Here is a 17853-nt window from a genome sequence, read left to right as displayed (position 1 = left end):
TGCCAAAAAACACGTCTAAACTACATATTTATCAAATTCATTAATAGGGACTATGAATTTTTGATCACAGTAATCCATTGCGATATCTCCGGGAATAAGCCACTCAGTGATTATTTCCCCGTTCTGAAGACCGATCAGATTCAACCAAAAATCTTCATTTCCTTCTGTCACAGGAGCGAGCTTCGAGATCTCTTCAATCGGCGGCTCCCATTCAAATGGTTTCAGTCGAATTGGTTCCATTGGACACTTAATTATCTCTGAGTCGTACCTCGTCAAATCAAACTCAGGTCTACCGTGAATCTCTGAGAGGTGGTCTAACAACGTTTTCAATTGCCGTTCAGTGACGTAATCATAGGTTCCATTGACAATAGCATTGATACACACCAAAACCAATCCAGCAAAGCAGAACAGCTCTTCATTCAGAAAAGTGTGTGTCGTTCCTGTTTCATCGGAAACCACCAGAGTTCCGTTAACGACTTCAAAATCACTCTTGTGTATGATCGAGTGTCTATAATCTTCAAGCTCAATATAGAGGTTAGAGAGACACTCTAAAACATCAATATCTGTGGCAAAAATTTGTGGCAGAGAAGGTGGTCCCTGACTAATTACGCTGGTTATCTGATCTGTCTTTTTGTCGAAAGTCCATCGGTTTCCTGTTGGGTTTTGACCATTTATTTCCAAGAACCATTCAATGAATAGATCAAGACATTTGTAGGTACTAGCGAAAATCAAGGGAGAGATGTTGTGAATAGCTTCCTCAACACCTGAACCACCAAGAGTTCGAGGTGGAACTCTCACATACGCCTTCCTCTTTCCTTCTAATGTAACTTCTCGACTTGGAGGCTTATCGTCTAATTTGGTGACTGTATACAGCCCTATATCCACATCACCTGAAAGCTCGGCTAAGTTTTCCAGTGACCATCTTTCATATTCTGTCGCTTCGTGAAGTCTCTGGATCTGACCAGGAGATAGCATATTATCTTTCAATAGTTCTGACTTTCTACTTAACTCCTCTTCTGAAAAATACGGAGTGACTCAACAGATATTAAAACATTAATGTTAATTATTTGTAAACATCACCAACAGTCGTAGAAGAGCTAGCCTTGTATGTAGTACGACCTTTCCGAACTATCGACAGTTGAGGGTTTCAACAGAGCCAAAACAGGTTGAAGACAGTGTCGTGGGTGAACTCTTATCGGAATCGACGACGGTCACTGTCAAGCCACTCGTCGTATTTTTCTTCGTATTCTTTTTGCCGTGCTTTAATGTCGACCATCAGTGATTCGTATTCCTCACTCAGACGTGTGACGTGATTAGCATACCTCTTGATTGGACCCGGAGCTTGCGTAATAATAACATTGACCTGATCAGGTCGCTCGTCATCATCTGTATCTTCAGAGGTGAAGCGTATCTTAATGTTCGACATATCTGAGTCCATGTAGTCAATATCGTATGTCTGCGCCACATCAACGAGGTCTGCCATCGTATTGATATCCACCTGGTCGCCAGTGCTGATCGTAATAATCGTTGGATCCGTCTGATGGTTCAACATCCGAAATCTCGGTCTCTTAGCCCATCCATCATACTTTGCTACAGCCACTTGGTCGTGGTCTGTATCAATCATAAGACGCTGGGCGTTACGCATCCAACTGAAGTAGTCATTTGACGGTTCGATGTGTGGATGTTCCCGTACAAGATATGTCACTCTAATTTCTTCAATATCTCGCAAGGGAGTCGTATTCGCATTGCTGTTTGTAGTCTGTACATCAGTGTCATCAGCAGAGTGTTTTACTGACATACATATATAGTAGATATTGTCACTTTTAAATTCATCCCCAATTTGATATGTGGTGCGTAACACAGATTTCTCGGTAGTATAAGTGTCGTAGAGGATCAAATCTGGCAACAGAACTCTTCTCTAGGGTGTTATAGCAACATGTGTTACACATATGTATTGACGTGTTGGCCTATTCATGAGGGTCGTAGTTTTTCGAGTGCTGTCTATATGATCAACGATCGCGAATATCCGCCTACACAACTATTTTAGCATCACGAACAGATGCCAGATACATGATGTTACAATGCCCTTCAGGAGGTACTCTCTATGGCTGAAGGAGTTCTTTCAGACTATATCGTCCCTAGCGACGAAATCCTCTCCTCTGATGGAACGATCAATCCGTCAGGGCTTCTTGACGAAGTAAGTCTCTACAATCTCTACGACGATCGAGACTCGCCAGAAAAAGACGCAGAGCGAATACTCGAAATCACCTACCCAACAAACACGCTGTCTACCATAACCAAAAATACAGCCGAGACGTTGAGGAGCGACTCAGACTTCAACGAAGGTGGGCAAATCATTGGCGGTGGATATGGAAGTGGGAAAAGTCACATCGAATTGGTAATCTACCACCTGTTCAACTCTCCCGAACTCGGCCAACAATGGCTTGACCAACAAGAAATCTCCGTCGAGTTACCAACAAATACCAGAACAGCTGCTCTCCAGATGTTCAATCTGGACAGCGATTACAATCGACTATCTGAGGCTGTTGGTGATTATCTCGGAATTGACCAGTGGGGAGATGGCACCAGCCTGCCAACAGTTCACGAGATTCGAGATACTCTCGAAGGTCGACCAACCCTCGTTCTAATCGACGAGTTTGAGCGGTGGTTCGGTATGGCTGATCGAGTAGAGTACCAAGACGACAATCTGGCATTTCTTCAGAATCTCCTCGAAGCCGCAGGTCGAGATGACACCCAATTGAGCGTCTTCGTCTCGTTACTCTACGAAAATGACGATGTCCAAGCAATAACCCAGCGGACCAATCCATTCACTCACGACCTTTCTTCACGACGAGATGAAAAAATAGACTTCATCCTTCACCGTCTCGTGGGCGATGTAACCGACCCCGAAGGCGTCTCCTCTCTCGCCAAGGAATATACCGATGTCTACCGCCAAAACGACCAAATCCAATTAGAAGACTATCAAGACATGGAAGACCGCATCGAGCGGTACTATCCATTCCATCCGCTTCTGTTAGACCTTCTCATGGAGAAATACTCTGAACAGCGCATCAGTTCCGATGCCCGAGGACTACTGCGCTTCCTTACCGAGATTCTCAGAGACAATTTCGAAGAGACAGACCTAATTCTGACAGGCAATGTCGATGTCTTCGGGTACACCGACCGCTTCCAATATATCGACAACGAACTCGTCGGGAAATACATCAACGACTACCACCGCCTCCAACGAGCAGACGGTGAATTTGATGACCTGATCGAAGAACTCCTCAATATCGTTTTGCTCCACAGTCTCGGACGAGGTGGCGACGAAGGAGCGAATAAACGCCAGATGCTAATGGGTATCATCCGAAAAGGAATAAACGCCCATCGTATCGTTCAGACCTTCACAGAGGATGTATACGGACACGCATGGCACATCCACCGAATTAATGGAGAGTACGCCTTCGATACCGAAGAAAACCCTGCGGCTCGGATCGAAAAGAAAGCGGAAGACATCCACAAACACGATGCGATTCACCGTGTAGAATCACTGATTCGGGAAGATCTCTTCGACGGAAAGAACAACGTGTCTATCCTCGATCCCGTGAATACCGACCGAGATGTTCCCGACAACAAAGCACTCAAAATCGTGGTCTCATTGGGGGCAAAACGAAATTATGACGAGGACTTCGAGGAGTTAACAACGGGACAAGAGCGAGAATTCAACAACACGTTGGTGCTGGTAACACCAGCAAAGCGGTCGGGTGTCGATACGAACACGGGCATCATCGAACTTGGACGGAAGGTTGTTGCCGGCGAACAGCTCAAACGAGACGAAGGAGTCCTCCCCGAAGGCTTCGATGAGATCCACGATCAGAACTACCAGAATCTCCGAGATCGTGTGAGAGACAAATACGGAACAGTCCACACATCAACTGACCGTGGACTCTTCCCGCAAGATCTCCCGACAGGAGGGAATACAGACTTCTACACGGCAACACTGTCAGTTGTTGAGCCAGACACCAGCCAACTCCGATCAGAAGTCAAAAACGCAGTCAAAAATGCTGGAGCAAGCGGCATCCAATACGAGCACCTCCGAAACGATTTCTATCGCAACACCTCATACACCACACTCACCTCCGAAGAAGAACTCGAAAACGCCATTGACTCACTCTGTAGAGATGGAGTGATTCAGGTCGGTAATTATTTCGAGAAGCGAGTCGGCAGTCTCGGAAGCGACACGAACCTCGTACACGAGCAATATATCGCTGAAGACGACGATGACGACGAAGAAGAGACGACGATCACGATAGACACCACAGGTACCGACTCGGATGATTCAGAGACAGAAGCGAAAGGAGAAACCGCCTCACAAACAGGTGATGACGACTCGACTTCAGCAGGCAGTTCAACGTTTGCTTGTCCACAGTGCGGTGAAGAGTTAGAAGGAACATCCTGTGAATGTGGCTTTGAGTTCGATTCAAGTGATATCCAAGATGGGACTATTTCGGTAGAAGGAGCAACAACAGACGAACTATTGAGGAAATTTGGATTAGACAAGCCAGACCGTCCGTCTGTTAGACCTCATCCCGTAATGGGGACACTCGATGCGGACAACAAACCAGACCTTATCGACCGATTAGAACGAGATATCGGTATCGAGTGGGAAATTCACGAAGCCGAGATAACTGTCAAGGGGACACTCTCAACCAACGATCTCGAAGAGTACGGGATTAGTGCTGACGCACTCGATAACCAAGTAACACTTGATGAGACATTCGAATTCACACCTGACGAACCACTGTCTCGTCAATCATTTCTCAGTCTCGTCTGGGATTTGAGCGTGCCCGAAAAAGCTACACTGTCCGTTAGTTTACAGGTAGACAAGAATGAGTAACAGACTCTATGGGAGTGAGGAATTCTCCTCCCTCCTAGACGAAGAGAACATTTTCGATGGGGTGTTCGAATGTCTCCGTCGTATCTGGGACGACGAAAATGCGCTAGGCGATCGGAATCTCGCACGTTCAGAGTATCAGACTCGGCTCCTAGAACGAGAATTGGCAAGCCTCTATACGCCGCTCTACGACGAACTTATCGATCAGATGGGCAATCACCCATTGTCGACGCTGGAGTCTGGCTGTGGCGTCATTATGGACGCTCTGAGCGTGCGTGAGGGATTCCGACTGGAAAACGAACTTGAATCCGAACACGATTGGGATGTTTCGTTCTCGTGGTCACCAATAGAGCGACTCCCAAGCGAGACACAATTCATCTGTCGAGAGTGGTTCAACGCACAGAGTCCCTCCGCTGTCTCTCGTGATGATTTTCGGTTCATTGGAGATATGACCGTTCCTCAGCTGCCAAACACGGACCCCGAATTCGTTTGGACCCGTCACCCCGACAAGCGACTCGAATCAGCACTACAAGGCAACTATTCGACCGAAGAGGTCGAAGATATCTACGAGGACGCGAAGGAGTTACTCGAAGGGATCATCCACGAGAGTACCCACGAGGAGTTCCTCGTAACAAGCGATCATGGATATGTGAACCATCTCGGGAATTCCCCCTACTCCACGAACGACGATCACGAAGAAGCCCTATCCAGTAAGTTCAGCGGACGATTCTGTGAGGTGGGAAATGGGCAATCATACCGAATTCTCGAACGGGCGAACATTATTAAAAGGGTACGGGAGCACTATGTCGTACAAGGGCACCACAACTGGACGAAGCGTGGTGCGACAAAAAAGATCTCACACGGGGGGGTCAGTCTCCCCGAATGTATGACTCCCGTACTGCGGATCCAGACCAACTAACGACACGGAGACACTCACAATGGAAACTTGGGATAAACTACCCCTAAACCTGATGGACGAACTGGCAGAGAAAGAGACCTACCGACGAGATGTGTACCGACCCATCTATTCGCTTCACAAGTGGTGGGCACGACGGGCAGGATCCACTTTTCGTAGTCTCGGACTCGCCGCTCTGACAGACGAGTCCGTAACGAAAGACGACATCCTAACAGAGCGTAATTCGGGAACTCACGACGGGCTGTACATCAATCCAGACGATGACCGCATTAATACCGATGTAACGGTTCTCGATCCGTTCGCAGGTGGTGGAACGACTCTCGTGGAAATGAATCGAATCGGAGCAGATGTCATCGGCTACGAGTTGAACCCCGTTGCGTGGTGGACCGAAAAGAAGTCGATGGATGAGGTGGATCTCGATATTCTCGAACAGGAATACAACCGTATTATAGAAGAGACAAAAAAGGAGGTTGGAGACCTGTATAAAACAATAGACCCTCAGACTGGAAATGAGTGTGAAGTTCTCTACTACTTTCAGTCGCAAAAAGTCCCGTGTGTAACCTGTGGTGAAGAGGTTCAGCTTTTCCCCCGATACCAACTATCAAAAAAGAAGAAGACTAGCTCTGGAGCACTATACTGCCCAAACCAAGACTGTGATGACCGAATAATAGAACTAAAGTCGAGAAGTAAAGGGCTTGAGAAAGGTGATAAGGTTAAAATAAAAGATGGCGATCTAGAAATCCTTTCTGAGCAGTCTAATGAGAAACCTGACTTGATTATTTCAGATGATGGGAATGAGGTCTGTTCTAATTGTAGGCTCGAATTCGACCCAAGCGATGGAACCTACGGATACGGAAAATACACCTGCTCGAATGGACACAAACACGATGTAAAAGAGACGCTACAGCGTCGGGACGAAAAGCCACATTTTGAGCGATTTGCTATCCAGTATGTAAATATTCATGGGGATAAGCGTATCAAAGAATTTGAGCAGGATGATGCGGAGCGTGTAAAAAAAGCACGAGAGAAGCTTGGGGAATTATATGACGAACTCCCGATCCCTCATCAGAGAATTCCGGTTGGTGATGAGACGAAGAGGATCGTTGAGAATTACAACTATGAGAGATTTAAAGATCTATTTACAGATAGACATCTACTGACCTATGGACTGTTATTCAAGAAAGCAAAGGAGATCCAGACAAAAGAATTTGAGAGCGATGAAGCACAGAACATTTCTGAATTCCTTATCACTACTCTTTCAAACTCACTCAACTACAACAATCAACTGACCCGCTGGAGGCCTGGACAAAACAAAGCTACAGACATTTTTGTCAGGCACGCATATATCCCGAGAGTTCAGCCTGTGGAAGCCAATCCTTTGAGCGAAGAAGGTAATATCGCCTCTCTACAAAATTATTTTGATAAAACATACGAGGCTAAAAAATACTGTGTTAGACCGTTTGAGAAGATCAAAAACAGAAAGAAAGGGAAGATGGAGCAGTTCTATGTCGAATCTGAATCCATTTCGAATGATTGTGTTGAGAGTCTAAACTGTAAAACTTCGGAACGATTAGATCAAGAAGACGAGTCTGTAGACTATGTGATCACAGATCCGCCGTACTACGACAATGTCCAGTACTCAGAACTCTCAGACTATTTTTATGTCTGGCTTCGTGAGTGTCTTCAGCACGAGTATGAGGAATTCTCACCCGAAGTCGTACCCAAAGCGCGAGAAATTGTCGCTAATCGAAGTGCGAACAAAGATGAGGAGTTCTTCGTAAACTCCCTCTCGAATGTTTTCTCGGAAGCTAACAGGGTGCTGAAGCCTGACGGTGAGATGATATTTACTTACCACCACAATGAGAACGAAGCGTGGTCGGTGATTCTTCAGGCGCTCATTCGGAGTGGGTTCACTATTGCTGGTGCGTATCCCGTTCAGTCAGAGATGCCGAACAACCCACATATCTCTGATCTGGATAATGCGGAGTACGACATCCTCATCTTCGCTAACAAGGAGCGAACGGACGAGGAGATAACGCTGACAGAACTCCGTCAGAATCTTTTCTTCGAACTTCAAGACATCATTCAGGAGGAACGAGAGCGCCATGAAGATCTCGGACAGGCAGACCTCGGTGTCATTCTCCGTGGGAAGTGTATGTACTACTATTCAAAACACTATCCGAATGTATACTCCGATGGTGAAGAGGTAGATATCGATACCGCTCTCGATACGGTGGACTCCGTTATCGAGCAAATCTTGGAGGGTTCTGTTAATCTCCCGCAAGCGATTGATCCACTCACACAATCTTACGCTGCTCTCTTCCAGCGTGGGGCAGAAGACTATGACCAGCTCAACAAACACCTCTTAGCGAAGAATCTGAATGTAAGTGATCTTGAAGACGAGAAGCTCGTCAAAGGTCCACGGGATGCGAAGGAACCAGTAACCGCCGATGAGCGGATCAACTACATCGAGGGAAAACTCAACAAGAACGGTAGAGGGTCAGACAGTCTACTGGATATTGACAAGGTTCACTATCTGTACCACCTCTACAAGAGCGACCAGAACACGGTCGAATATCTGAAGGAGTGGAAGACAGACGATCTTGAGGACTTAGCCGACTTTATGGCGGAAGTCACAGATGATGAACGATATGAGAGTGTGATGGAGATGGGACTCCAACAGTTCTAAACATGGCTCTCCATCAAGGCTACAACCTCGTGACGGAACCAGTTGCGGACACCGAAAGTGAGATGGCTTCGCTGGAGTTCTTCCGTAGGCTAGCAGCGGATGAAGAGGTGTCTACTCCCACTACAGTAACTGGACTTGAAGATCTCCTCTATAACGCTGATGAAGACGAACGTGGAGCAATTTTGAGTACACTCCGTCAGACACTTCGAAGTTCCCGATCACTTGGCTCGATGGATGCTGTTCAGTTCGTTATTGATGGGCAATTCGTTGATGATGTTGAATTTCGTGTCCGAGTCGAGGGAAGTGACGGAGGGGTTTATCTTGATATTGGGCAGCTGTTTGTGGAAGAGCCAAAGCCTCTTACTTCAACTCATGTTGTAGCGCGAAAATGAGAACACGCGAGGGGTCTAATTCTCCCCAATATGTTCCTCAAATTCAAGGATAGCAGATGCGGTATCTGTTGATAGGTTGCGTTGGCTCTGTTGAAATCCTCAGTAGACGATATATGTAGACTCTCACGTGGTTAATACAGGTGATTTACAAACTGAATCGATCAGCGATGTATCTTTTTGGGCAGTCTACATTTTTGAGACCTAATCAAATTCGAAATATAAACGGAATTGTCTCAAATCAGCCAGAAAATATTTATAATTTGATGATAGACATTCAACAGATGGTATGTGAGACAGTAGACGGACCATTTGTCGATAATTTTGTATTCCAATTTGGGCAATGGTTGGTCTGCGAATTCCCTCAGTGGCTAAGTAACCTACTTTCAGTGGCGGCAGTGTGACTGAGAACATCGGAACTCAGTTAGCCGCCTTTCTTGTAGGCGCACTGGTTGTAGTTTGTGTCTGAAGAATCTATCAGGCTCCAGGATAGCTCTAGAATCCACAGAAGACGCGAATAGAACGCGCGTCAGAATCTATTCTCCTTGAAAGCGCATCTCTTGAAAAAGAGATCTGTGGTGTTCAAAAAGCTCGTCCAACAGTGATTCGTTGCTTATCGGACTGCTAAACCGAGCGGAACTCCATACGCCTTTGACGACACCTTTTCTTAGAAGAACTTGGATACCTGGTCCACCAGATGCTTCGCAGAGTACGATCTCATTTATTGTGCCGTCATGCCGCACCCTATACTCAATATCTAGTGAGTCGCCAAGATCAGATACTGCGTCTAAATCTTCATATTTTTCCCGAGTCGATTCGACGCGTTTCTTGAGTTTGTCTTTGGTATTCATATTATATCAGATGTGATTTTTATTTCAATTTTCGGTCACCTCCTCAACCTGCTGGACAAACTCATCATAGAAGTTATCAAGATCCGTGTCCATTTGCGGAGCTACGTTATTGAGGTTGTTCTGTGTGTCTTGATCTGCGTACAGCAAGAACCCATCAAGGGTGTTGATTCCATCAAGGCTGGTTTCTACTACAATTTGTGACGATGTTCCTTCCGACAGTTCCTGACAGCTCTGATGGATCTCATCAGGCAGATCATCGTTAGTTATCCCGTATGCTCTGAGAACCAGATTGCCGGTCTTAAGAGCGGTTTTAGAGGCTGTAATAGCCACTACGTCTCTATCAGCAAGGCGTTGAACAAGAGATTCAACATCTCTGCGGTTTATTTTCTTTTCGATGCTATTTTTGGAGTTGTTATTGTTATTTTCCATAGATATCGGATGATTTTAGAGAAAATTATTGTTTCTTTTTCTCGTGTTATCACCAAGTCATAATAGTGTAGGTATACTTAAGAATGTTATGAAAGATATTCTATACAAATTATAAGACAGTTTTTCTGTTTTATGCGTAAATAATACTCCTCTTCGGCCCTGTTGAAATCCTCAGTATCTGATATATTTTGATCCTTCGTGGTTAGTACAGAGAATGTATTTCCTATTGCAGTCAGTAATTGAAGTATGAACGAGGTCCGGCGTTTCGACTTGGAGAATCCGTGGCTGTTCGTTTTCACGAACGTTGTTCTCGGGATAGTAGTCGTAAGTGCTATGCAAGTGACGCTCTTCAATGGTGAGTTGACTAGTGCAGTCATGGAGGGAGGGCTACTCGGTCTCGCTTCTGGAATTACGATGTTCTATCTCAAGAAGGACGACTGGTTCTGATACATTCCGTCAATACGCAGCTCTCATCGACCGGCTGTTTCAGGCGAAAATATGTCTCAAGAATAGGATTTCAACAGTTCCACCAGAATTTATCGTGATTCCGGTTTTGATGATTCTATTCATACTCCCTGTCTACGTTGTAGGAACGGCCATCATCGAGAATATCGGTAGTAGATAGTTCCTCTGTACTGAACGATCTACAGTCGATACTTCTGGGGTTGCGCGGCTGAAGTCAAAAAAAAGTTACTCAAGATCCTCACGATATTTCACATTCAACCCATTTTGGATTAAAATATCTTCAACATCTGATAGAGTATCTGTTTCACTCTTAGACCACGTCGGCATCAATTGAACTACTCGGAGTTTTTCAGAGTCATTCTCCTGATATTGTATGATCATGTGTGGGTGACCGATCTTATTTGGTTTGGATAAGATGATCTGTTGGATTGTTCCAAGCTCAATTTTAGTTTCGTCAGAGACTTCAAAATACCTATTGTAGATATATTTCCCTGATAATAATAAAACTCCCAAAAGTACACCGCTAACTAAGCCATTTACCGCGACTTCTCTGATAAATATACTAGTGTTAAAAACAATAGATAATATCAGATAGAGAGCTGTTGTTGATAGAATTATTTGTAGTGTATGGCTATTTTTCAGGAGACGCTTAGCTCTAGTGATTTTGTCACTTTCGATCTCGATATAGTCATCATGTACCACACAATTTCCCGGAAGAATTTGGAATTGATCCATTAGCGAGATTATAACAGCCGGTTAAATAGAGAAATGTATTACCCAATCAAAATGGTTTGGATCTATGGCGCTCTTGCTTGACGTGGAAACGCCAATATATTTCACTAATACTCACACGGATTTTCATCTAAAGTACGCATATTGACCGCTCAGAGTGATCGATCTACGTTATGAATGAGACAGGCGATGGTGAGTTCACGGAACTGCTTCCACCAGCGCCGTGACCGGACAAACGCACCGTACTTCCGCTTGAGCGTTGAGTTGACCGCCTCGGATTGACTCCGCTGGCCGTAGAGATCAGCGTCTAAGCGCGCGTTCCATGCCTTGTGGAGCGATGTAAACTCACGATGCTTTATCAGTGGCCGAACCTCGTGTTGCCGGGCAAGTTGCCTGATCTTCTGGTCGTCGTAGCCCTTGTCACCGAGTAGAATGCCAATATCCTCGGGGTTGCGCTTGATCAACGACGGCGCAATCTGGCTATCGTGTTTCCGAGTCGTCGTCACGTGTAAATCGAGAATCGCGTTCACTTTCGTATCGACCAGCAACGTCACTTTGAGCTGCTGAATCGTGAGTTCAGCTCGTTTCGTGTAGTGTTTCGAAGCGTGACTGCGGTCAAACCCTGACGCATCAACACCAACGACACCGCTCGTCGGAAGTAGCGTCGCTGAGAGAGTCAATATGGCACGCCAGACAGCCATATCAAGCCGGTTGAACGCCTTACAAAGCGTTGATGGCGTAGGAAGTTCAGCTAATCCGAGGGCGTGACGAATGCGTGGCATCTCGATCAGTTCGTCAAGCAGGCCACGATAGGTCGTGTTCTTCCGAACTTTGAGACACAGCAAAACAACGTGCTGGGGAAGTGTATAGCGATGTTTGGAGAACTTTGAGGAGTATCGAGAAACCGCTCGGCGTGCCAAATGGATCGCCTTCTCAGTAAACCGGAGAATCTGCGACTTCGGGAGGGACTTCATCTCGTCGAATTACACGGCCAACATGTAACTCTCTGAGGATTTCAACAGAGCCGTATGACTCTAAAAACGAAGCAACGTGTTCGTTAGAACACCTATTGAACGTCAAAACGCACAGTCACCCGTGTGGCCATGCGTGTAATCAGATCAATCACCACCACAGTAGACCGAATTGACTGAACCTCGATGTCGTCAATCTCACTCCCGTCAGAATTGAGTTCGTCTTCAACCCATGTTCGCATTGCCTTAGGATTGTCGGCCTCAGTGACGCTAATTGGCGCAGTAACGTCCTGTACAGACCATTGTACAATCGTCTTGGATTCACCACCCACTTCGACGTGATCGTTCCACAAGTACAGCGTACTATCCTGGTATGGCGTCCAGCACAATGCCGTGTCTCGCTTCTCCATTTCAGTTGTAAACTCTTCCTCAGCCGCATTTGTTATTTTGTTGTCGTTCATGACATTACTGTCAACGAGTTTATGATTTATATATCTTACTCCGCCTTACATGTTACAATCAATACATGGATTAACACCCTATACTACCCAGCGGTACAGATGTATACTATCGTAATTAGTCTAATCAAGCAATAGAGGTCCTGTACTTTGTGTTCCCAGTACATACATTACATGTATGTATTACTGTGTGATATTACCGCCCGCACCAACTCATATATGTTTTGTTATTACATACCACATCCGCAACCGAACCGCACTCCGCATCCACCATAATCACGGAGGGAGTTTCTGATTTCTGCTACAAACGAAGTTACGGATAATTACACTTTGTTACGGCTTTGTTACACTTCTAAACCGCATGAACGCAGTACTTTGTTTACAGATGTTACACCTCTCATATCAGGGTGTCTGTGTGATCACAGAGGAGAATTGAAGAAGTACAGCAGAAGGGGATTGTTATGTTTAACCCTCTTAGATGAGAGGTGTAACATCTGTAAACAAACCCGTCACGTCATGCGGTTTTTGGGGTGTAACAAAACCGTAACTAGGTGTAACATATTACACTTCGAAGCTAATAGTGAGACTAATTACCACGCCAATAAATTCAACAAACGTCAACAAATCGGGGAAGAAAAAGAAAAACCTCCCCGTGATTATCGCTGTTCGGTGCGGTGGCTGTTATCTTACGAACGCTTGTTCGTCAAACCCATCAATCTCCTCTGTTGCCATCTCCATATCGATAGCAACACAACGGTTAAGATCTCGATGGACTTTGCTTGTATTCAACACGTAGCTCTCTGAGTCATCCTCTAATTCCTTCAGGCGGTGTTTGTAGTCTTTCGCATCGTTGAACACGTCTGAGGCAATATCGTGGTCTCTGATGTATTTGCGGACTGTTGAGTGCGCCTGTGCGAGCTTGATACAGAGTTGTTCGTTGCTCTTACCAGCATTGATGACGGCGTAGTCAGTCTCCCACTTAGCATCTTCTTTGCGAGCAGCTTCAGAGAGTATGCGCAGGAGTTCATCCACGTGGGATTCTCGATTTCCTGAACCTGTTGCATCGGCGATGTACAGTAGTGCGTTGTCGATTTCGTCTTCTGTGATATCCGGGTCAGCACCAACTGTTGTGGCGAAATGTCGATACACAGCGATTCCGAAGTGCACCATTGTCAACTGTATAATTTCGAGTTCCTCGATATTCTCGACGCCTGCTTGATTTGCGATTTCGTGCGCATGTTCCTTCGCAGAACTCCAGTGTTGTTGAAGATCGTCGTCGTCTGAATCAATGATATATTGCCATATCGCCCGTGCGTGAATGCTGACATCGAGAGCGTCATGATGAATCGTCTCGCCGTCTTCGTGGGTATCTCCACCATCGATTTGCGTCCAGTATGTGTCGTCACGAACGCTTTCTTTGAGAATCTTGACTTCGATTTGGCGACGAGACTCAGCGTTTCCTTTGACTGTTTGTTCGCCGCTCACGACGATCGGCCCGCCGAAGTGCCATGATTCTGTGCCTGTGTGAGTGCGGCTACCAGCCGTCTCTATGCCGCCACGAGTTGATTTTCTAATGTAGTCGTGGAGGTTGTTGATTTTCCAGTCTGGCATGTCTGACGGCTTGTATTCGTCCAACCATAATGGGATGTTTGTAGCGCCGCTAAAGTGGTTCTTGAGAGCAAACTGTGAGGCTTTCACGGACAGAGGCTCTCCTTTGACGCCGATCATTTCATTAAGCAGCTCAAATAGAGACGACTTGCCTGAACCTGTTTCGGCTGAAATACCCAAGAATGGTACTTCGCCTTCCCACTCTCGAATCTGAGGCGTGAACAATGATGCGTACCAATAGCCGAGGATCGGGAGTAGACGTTCTTTGTTGCGGGTCTTCGGTAGGAGTTCGAGCAGTTCTGCGACTTCAGACTCTTCGTCGTCGTCAATTCCAACATCACTGAGTTTGAACATCTGTTCGAAATTAGTATTGGACTGTACGTAGCGATGCGACGGGTTGTCGGTTCCGAGAACGCCGTCGGCGGTGACGATTTCGTCACCGTGAATACCGAGCTTATCTGTTTTCTGAAGGTGTGGTGCGTCTTGGTGACTAACGATTTTTCGGAGGTCGTTAATATGGTGTGATTGACCTTCAAACGTCGTTGTACGGCCAATCACAATCTCTTCTTTGAGTTTTCTCGGTTCGTTGAACGCTGTCCAAGGAACAACTACGTCATACGGTTCTTCAGCTTCTGACTGCGGGTGTACTCGTATATCTGCGTATTCGTCCCCATGTTCATCGACCACGAAAGCCTGCGCACTGAGTGTGAACGTAGTGATCGGGTTGTACACAATGGAACCATCATCTCGTTGTTGTGGTTGACAATAGGCTCCATTGCGGGCCACAATGTCGGTGTTAGCATCGATTTGTGTTAGTTCATCGTCGTCGGTTGTGTCTGTAGACGAATCAGAAACACCGTCCTGTGACTCTTCGCTGTCGGCTGGCTCGTAGACTTCTGAACAATTGCGGATTGCCTTCTGGATCGATCTGTCTCGGTAATCAGAACGATCTGTCCACTTGTCACGGACTAATCCTGACTGGCCAAAGAGCCGTTCCATGCGGGTAGCGTCCTTCTGAGTCCAGAATGCGAGGTGCGAGAGAAGGCCCATGTCTGCTCGACTGTGATCACCATCGTAGGCACTGGTGTCTCCGTTCCAGAGACGCTCGAAATCACGCCCGTTACCCGCATTTTTGGCCGTCTCGATGAGTTCTTGGTCACTTAGGTCGAGTTCTTCTGTAGTTGCTTCTGTGGTAGTGTTTTGCCCGTTTGTGTCGTCCTGAGCGAGATACTCATTGTGGATATCAACGAGAGCATTTTTGCGGTGGTTGAGGTCTGTTGGCGTCGAGGTAATATGATCGAACGTAACTGTGAAGAATCGCCCGCTGTCGTACATTTCGATCTCGCTTGTGTCGAACGGCTCTAGTGTGGACTCCTGATGTGCCCGAGTGCGTCCATCAGATGGGAGCATCCCGTAGAGCAGGATGTGAACTCCTGTTCCGCTTGGGGAGATCTCGGTGTATGAATCGAGGGCATCAATCACGTCTTGTGCCCATGGTTCGAGTGCGCCTGTGTCGGGGTCTCGAACGTTGTCGAGGTCTATTCCAGCGATAAAATCGTCATCACCGAAAACAACGCCGATACCATCTGTTTCCGGGTTGCTCTGGTTGTGTTCCCGGACCAGATCGAATGTGCCCCATGTGTCTGGGTCGCTACTGCTGGCGTACTGTCCAGTGTGAGGATCGACCGGGATTTTCGTTGTCTTATCGTTTCGTTCTTCGAACTTCCAGCAGACCCATTGTGGTCGGGTTTTCAGGTCTTCGAGTAGGTTATTTTCGTTCGATTCCTCCGTAATATTTAAGTCACTGCGGTGCGTCGTATCAGTTGATTCTTGCTGTTTTGCGGACATAAGTCTATATTAGTTGTCATTGACTCTCCTCCGTGATTGGGTACAGGGTGAGAGTTGGTTGGTCTTGTTCAGTTGTCGATTCTTCAATAACATACGCATCCACGCCTTCTGCGAATTCCGAGGGAATTGTGAGTTGGCGCTTAGTGGATAGCGATCGTTTGATCCGCTGTGTCATTTTGTCTTCTATCATGACGGTTGTATCAATGGGTTGGTACCTTATATATCTTACTTGAGATTACTTTGTAGTATATTTGGAAGTGTATCGAGTAAAACAGACTGTCTACTGTTCTTTATCCGGCTCTTCACCCCCCACTGTTTCTAGGTTACTCACCCCCCACTGTTTCTAGGTTGATCTCCTCAAACCGTCCAAAATAGCAGTCTTAGGCAATTTGTCACATATTGTGAATAAAAAAACCCCCGCTTCCACGACTTCTAGGTTTCTCACCTCAAAAACTAATATACGGATGTATCTAGTTAGTTGAACTATGAATCGTAGGTCGCTGCTCTCTGTGTCAGTGGTTGCTCTAAGTGGGTGTTCTGCTTCGTTTAATTATAGCAGTGATTCAGATTCACCTGAATCTGAAAAAGAACCTGAGAATACTAGTACGGGAGAGAGTGACTCGAATGAAGTTGAGAATGAGGATATTGAAAAGCCTGTAATAGAGGAAATATCTCTACAGTACGACGACGAATGGCTGATGTTATCTCGGAGATATAAGACTCCATATTATGGAGATGAGTTCCTGATAACCGAGCAGTGGACGATAGAGAGTGATGATTTGACGCTTGAAAAAGAGCGAGATCAACACGTTGAACCAGATTCAACTAGCGATGTTGTGTGGGTTGATCAGAGTATGTGGATGCTGAATAGGTGGGATAATGAGATACAAGCAGGCGAGTATGAAGTAACATTAGTTCTGGAATCGCAAAATGGTGATCAAAGTGACCCTGTGTCTGAAACAATCTCTATTCTCGAATGACGGTGTTACTATCTAGTCTTGCATCAGCATTTATAGGCGCTATACTAGGTTCTATAGGGACTTATGCGGCACAAGAAAAGAGTAGAAAAAATAAACAAGAAGAGAAAATCAAACAACTCCGCCAGTCATTGCTTACAGAGTTGGCTTCTTTTGATGAACTACTTAATGAGAGGTCATCTAATTATCGAACTCAAATTCCTGCGCACGAAATAATTACATCTGAAGTGTATAGATCAAATTCATCTCAAATATCGTTGTTGACTGCTGAAGAAAGTGAATCGGTAATTAGATTTTATTCAGGTGCTATAATGGTGAATAAGACGCTTCAGACAGCAAGAGATCTTATAACTCAATCACAAAATCCGGATGCGCACGATCACACTACACTCAATAAATCAATAGATCAACTTCGGGAAGATTGGAAAGATTGTGTGTTGAAATTGATTCATAATTCAGAATCATATTCAGACCGAGTTAGGATCGAAGTTGAGGATGAGTCTGAAGAAATTAAATTAAATGATGAAGTTCCACCTCAATTTTTATGGTGGGTTTTGAACCAAGATCGAATTGAGTTTGATGTTGAATTCCTCGATTGAGTTAATCACTAAGTGAACGGCTTGTAA

Annotated in this window: 15 protein-coding genes; 7 read left to right on the top strand and 8 right to left on the bottom strand. The window is 45.7% G+C overall.

What is annotated here, in order from left to right; genetic code table 11:
• Window positions 1-15: 15 nt before the first annotated feature.
• Complete coding sequence (locus tag NO887_RS05085; RefSeq protein ID WP_256417378.1) at window positions 16-975, bottom strand: hypothetical protein; 960 nt, start codon at window positions 973-975, stop codon at window positions 16-18.
• A gap of 217 nt (window positions 976-1192) precedes the next feature.
• On the bottom strand, window positions 1193-1798 hold the full coding sequence (locus NO887_RS05080; protein ID WP_256417377.1) for a hypothetical protein: 606 nt from the start codon (window positions 1796-1798) through the stop codon (window positions 1193-1195).
• A 306-nt stretch (window positions 1799-2104) separates the two neighbouring features.
• Between NO887_RS05080 and NO887_RS05075 the strand changes: the two genes are divergently transcribed.
• The 4 genes from NO887_RS05075 to NO887_RS05060 are packed head-to-tail and all read left to right on the top strand — an operon-like array spanning window position 2105 to window position 8891.
• Entirely contained in the window at window positions 2105-4897 is a 2793-nt protein-coding gene (locus tag NO887_RS05075; RefSeq protein ID WP_256417376.1) for a DUF499 domain-containing protein, read from the top strand.
• Window positions 4890-5813, top strand: a complete 924-nt coding sequence (locus NO887_RS05070) for a PglZ domain-containing protein (RefSeq protein ID WP_256417375.1) — start codon at window positions 4890-4892, stop codon at window positions 5811-5813. The genes NO887_RS05075 and NO887_RS05070 overlap by 8 nt, the downstream gene beginning before the upstream one ends.
• 52 nt (window positions 5814-5865) lie before the next feature.
• Window positions 5866-8499 carry a DUF1156 domain-containing protein gene (locus NO887_RS05065; RefSeq protein WP_256417374.1) on the top strand — a complete coding sequence of 878 codons (2634 nt, stop codon included), beginning with the start codon at window positions 5866-5868 and terminating at the stop codon, window positions 8497-8499.
• 2 nt (window positions 8500-8501) lie between these two features.
• Window positions 8502-8891 (top strand): DUF8076 family protein, encoded by a 390-nt coding sequence (locus tag NO887_RS05060; RefSeq protein ID WP_256417373.1) that lies wholly within the window; start codon window positions 8502-8504, stop codon window positions 8889-8891.
• A 533-nt stretch (window positions 8892-9424) separates the two neighbouring features.
• Here NO887_RS05060 and NO887_RS05055 read toward each other — a convergent pair.
• Together NO887_RS05055 and NO887_RS05050 are read right to left on the bottom strand one after the other, a co-directional pair.
• Window positions 9425-9739 carry a hypothetical protein gene (locus NO887_RS05055; RefSeq protein ID WP_256417372.1) on the bottom strand — a complete coding sequence of 105 codons (315 nt, stop codon included), beginning with the start codon at window positions 9737-9739 and terminating at the stop codon, window positions 9425-9427.
• A 24-nt stretch (window positions 9740-9763) separates the two neighbouring features.
• Window positions 9764-10168 (bottom strand): hypothetical protein, encoded by a 405-nt coding sequence (locus NO887_RS05050; protein ID WP_256417371.1) that lies wholly within the window; start codon window positions 10166-10168, stop codon window positions 9764-9766.
• A 246-nt stretch (window positions 10169-10414) separates the two neighbouring features.
• On the opposite strand from NO887_RS05050, the gene NO887_RS05045 reads away from it, so the two are divergent.
• Window positions 10415-10615 carry a hypothetical protein gene (locus NO887_RS05045; RefSeq protein WP_256417370.1) on the top strand — a complete coding sequence of 67 codons (201 nt, stop codon included), beginning with the start codon at window positions 10415-10417 and terminating at the stop codon, window positions 10613-10615.
• A gap of 243 nt (window positions 10616-10858) precedes the next feature.
• Here the strand turns inward: NO887_RS05045 and NO887_RS05040 are convergent, their stop codons facing one another.
• The 4 genes from NO887_RS05040 to NO887_RS05025 form a co-directional block, all read right to left on the bottom strand.
• Window positions 10859-11368 carry a hypothetical protein gene (locus NO887_RS05040; RefSeq protein ID WP_256417369.1) on the bottom strand — a complete coding sequence of 170 codons (510 nt, stop codon included), beginning with the start codon at window positions 11366-11368 and terminating at the stop codon, window positions 10859-10861.
• 149 nt (window positions 11369-11517) lie between these two features.
• Window positions 11518-12339: an IS5 family transposase gene (locus NO887_RS05035; RefSeq protein ID WP_256417368.1), complete on the bottom strand. Its 822-nt coding sequence runs from the start codon at window positions 12337-12339 to the stop codon at window positions 11518-11520.
• Between the two features lie 92 nt (window positions 12340-12431).
• Window positions 12432-12797: a hypothetical protein gene (locus NO887_RS05030; RefSeq protein WP_256417367.1), complete on the bottom strand. Its 366-nt coding sequence runs from the start codon at window positions 12795-12797 to the stop codon at window positions 12432-12434.
• 678 nt (window positions 12798-13475) lie between these two features.
• Window positions 13476-16250: a phage NrS-1 polymerase family protein gene (locus NO887_RS05025; RefSeq protein WP_256417366.1), complete on the bottom strand. Its 2775-nt coding sequence runs from the start codon at window positions 16248-16250 to the stop codon at window positions 13476-13478.
• A 509-nt stretch (window positions 16251-16759) separates the two neighbouring features.
• Here NO887_RS05025 and NO887_RS05020 point away from each other — a divergent pair.
• Both NO887_RS05020 and NO887_RS05015 read left to right on the top strand, forming a co-directional pair.
• Entirely contained in the window at window positions 16760-17230 is a 471-nt protein-coding gene (locus NO887_RS05020; protein ID WP_256417365.1) for a hypothetical protein, read from the top strand.
• Complete coding sequence (locus NO887_RS05015; protein WP_256417364.1) at window positions 17227-17826, top strand: glutathione S-transferase family protein; 600 nt, start codon at window positions 17227-17229, stop codon at window positions 17824-17826. Before NO887_RS05020 ends, NO887_RS05015 begins: the two co-directional genes overlap by 4 nt.
• Window positions 17827-17853 lie beyond the last annotated feature (27 nt).

It is taken from the genome of Halorubrum laminariae (assembly GCF_024494655.1).
Classification (GTDB): domain Archaea; phylum Halobacteriota; class Halobacteria; order Halobacteriales; family Haloferacaceae; genus Halorubrum; species Halorubrum laminariae.
The sequence above is the reverse complement of the archived record's forward strand: the minus strand, read 5'-3'. Positions and strand labels throughout refer to the sequence as shown.